Origin of the sequence: Micromonospora sp. 15K316 (assembly GCF_004348525.1) — a bacterium.
Lineage (GTDB): Bacteria > Actinomycetota > Actinomycetes > Mycobacteriales > Micromonosporaceae > Micromonospora.
This window is the reverse complement of record NZ_SMKG01000379.1, coordinates 1-2,564: the sequence shown is the minus strand read 5'-3', so window position 1 is coordinate 2,564 and position 2,564 is coordinate 1. Positions and strand designations below refer to the sequence as shown.

The following is a 2,564-nucleotide window of genomic DNA, read 5'->3' as shown; positions in this document are numbered from 1 at the left end:
CCACCCCACCCCCGGCCGGGGGGCGGCCCGCACCGCCGAACGCCTTGCGCAGCCCGGGGGCGTCGGCGAACGCCACGCCACCGCCGGCCGGAACCCGGGGCAATCCCGGCCAGACGGGCGCCCCGCCGGCGTCGACCACGCGTCGGCCGGGTGCGCCCGGCACGACGAGCGAGTCCACCGCCGGCCGTACGCCGGGCCGGCCGGGGGCGCCCGGTGCCGAGCAGTTCGCGCCGCGCAGCAACGCCACCTCCCCGCCGGTGCTGCAGAGTCGGCAGCCCACGAAGGGCCGGCCGGGGACCGGACTGCCCTCCGACAGGCACGGCAGCTCGACGCCGACCCGCCCGGGCACCTCCCCGTCGGTGCTGGGCAACTCGGCGAAGGGCGGCAGCACGCCACCGGCCACGCCCGCCCGGTCGAAGCGGGACCAGGACCGTACGGCCCGGCCGGTGCAGCCAGGCGGCGAGTGGCTGGGCGACGGTCAGCCGGAAGGCGTCGCGCCGGTGCTCGACGCACCTGTGGCGCCGCCCACCGGCGCGCGCGTGTCCCGGCTGGAGGAGGTGCCGAGCAGCCTGCGGAGCCGTCCGGCGGCGAGCCAGCCGGCGCGTCCGGCCCGCGGTGGCCGGGCCGTTCCGCCGGAGCTGGCACCGCGCCGGACGAGCAACCCCGAGCAGGCAGCACGCCCGGACGAGCAGGACGAGCTGAAGATCGTCACGGACGAGCAGGCATTCAGCGTGGAGACGCCGGGCGGCGGTGTCGTCGGCCGACAGGCGGAGGACCGCTCGTACCGGGCGGAGCCGAAGACCGCACTCGGCGGCGGCAACTGAGTGACGGTGTTCCCGGCCGGCGTGCCGGCCGGGAACACGTCAGTTCCAGCTGTTGCCCGTGAGCTTCTCGTAGACCTCGACGTAGCGGGCCCGGGTCGCCTCGACGACCTCGGCCGGCACGTCCGGCGCGGGCGCCTGCTTGTTCCAGCCGCTGTTGACGGCCCAGTCCCGCACGTACTGCTTGTCGTAGGAGAACTGGACCCGGCCCGGCTGGTACGACTCGGCCGGCCAGAACCGGGACGAGTCCGAGGTGAGCAGCTCGTCACCGAGGACGAGGCTGCCGTCCGGCGCCCAGCCCAGCTCGAGCTTGGTGTCGGCGATCAGGATGCCCCGGTCGGCGGCGATCTCGGCGCCGCGCCGGTAGACGTCGATGGTGATCTGACGCAGCCGCTCGGCGACCGACTCGCCGACCTTGGCCACCACGTCCGCGTACGTGATCGGCTCGTCGTGCTCGCCGAAGGGCGCCTTGCTGGACGGGGTGAAGATCGGCTCGGGCAGGATCGAGGCCTCGCCCAGGCCCCGAGGCAGCGGAACACCGGATACTGCGCCGGTGCGCTCGTACTCCTTGAGCCCGCCGCCGGTGAGGTACCCGCGGGCGACGCACTCGACCGGCACCATCTCCAGCCGTCGGCAGCGGATCGCCCGGCCGGCGAATTCGGCCGGCACGTCGGTGGCGGAGATGACGTGGTTCGGTACCAGGTCCGACAACTGCTCGAACCACCAGAGCGAGAGCGCGGTGAGCAGCTTGCCCTTGTCCGGAATGACCGTCGGCAGGGCCACATCGTAGATCGAGATCCGGTCGGAGGCGACCAGGATCAGGTCGTCGCCGTCGGCGTAGACGTCCCGAACCTTGCCCGAGTGCAGAAGTTCCACGCGGCCTAGTAGACCACGTGGCTCGCGTACGGCGGTCAGGGTGGCCCGAGCGCATCTGCGCGTACGCCCGTGGAGTGCGCGGGCTCCACCCGGACGGACGTTGACATCTTCGGGCGGTGCCTGCGTGAATGATCCGATCGTCCCCCACGTCGCATCCCGGGAGTCCCGCGTGCCCGTTTCCCGACCGACGGTGCCGGCAGCCGACCCCGGTCGGCGCCGGGTGCTCGCCGCGCTACTGGGTGCTCCGGTCCTCGCGGCCGGCGGGCTCACGGGCTGCACCTCCGGGCCGGCCGCGACACCCACCCGGAACGGGCCGGTCGAGCTGTCGGTCTTCTGGTGGGGCGGGCCGGAGCGCGCGAAGCTGACCGAACAGGCACTGCGCCTCTACAGCGAGCGCGATCCGCGGGTGAGCTTCCGGGTGACCTGGCAGGGCATTGACGGCTACTACGGGCGGCTGGCCACCCAGGCCGCTGGTGGCAACGTGCCCGACCTGATCCAGCTGGACGACAGCGTCCTGACCGAGTACGCCGAGCGGGAGATCGTCCACGACCTCACCGACCACGTCGCGGACAACCGACTCGATCTGCGCAACCTCCCCGAGGGACTGGCCCGGTACGGCCAGGTAACGGGCCGGACGATGGCGGTGGCCGCCGGGCAGACCGCCGCAGCGGTGATCTTCAACCGGGACCTGTTGAGCGACCTGCGGGTGCCCGAGCCGCGTGCCGGGATGTCCTGGGAGGAGTACGTCGACTGGGCGGAGCAGGTGACGGAGGCCAGCCGGGGGCGGGTGGCCGGCACCACGGACCCGTCCGGTGACTACCGGGCGCTGTGGATCTGGCTGCGGGGGCGGGGCGGGGAGTTCTATCG

At 73.6% G+C, this 2,564-nt stretch carries 3 protein-coding genes and 1 pseudogene; 2 read left to right on the top strand and 2 right to left on the bottom strand.

Annotated features, from left to right (window positions below; genetic code table 11):
- Positions 1–403, bottom strand: a pseudogene (locus tag E1211_RS31630) (hypothetical protein); the annotation flags it as partial.
- A gap of 97 nt (positions 404–500) precedes the next feature.
- Between E1211_RS31630 and E1211_RS31625 the strand changes: the two are divergent.
- Complete coding sequence (locus E1211_RS31625; protein WP_132353842.1) at positions 501–824, top strand: hypothetical protein; 324 nt, start codon at positions 501–503, stop codon at positions 822–824.
- 39 nt (positions 825–863) lie between these two features.
- Here E1211_RS31625 and E1211_RS31620 read toward each other — a convergent pair whose 3' ends face one another.
- Entirely contained in the window at positions 864–1,697 is an 834-nt protein-coding gene (locus tag E1211_RS31620; RefSeq protein WP_132353840.1) for a phosphoribosylaminoimidazolesuccinocarboxamide synthase, read from the bottom strand.
- Positions 1,698–1,866: 169 nt separating this feature from the next.
- Between E1211_RS31620 and E1211_RS31615 the strand changes: the two genes are divergently transcribed.
- A partial coding sequence (locus tag E1211_RS31615) for an ABC transporter substrate-binding protein (RefSeq protein ID WP_132353838.1) occupies positions 1,867–2,564 on the top strand: 698 nt, incomplete at its 3' end.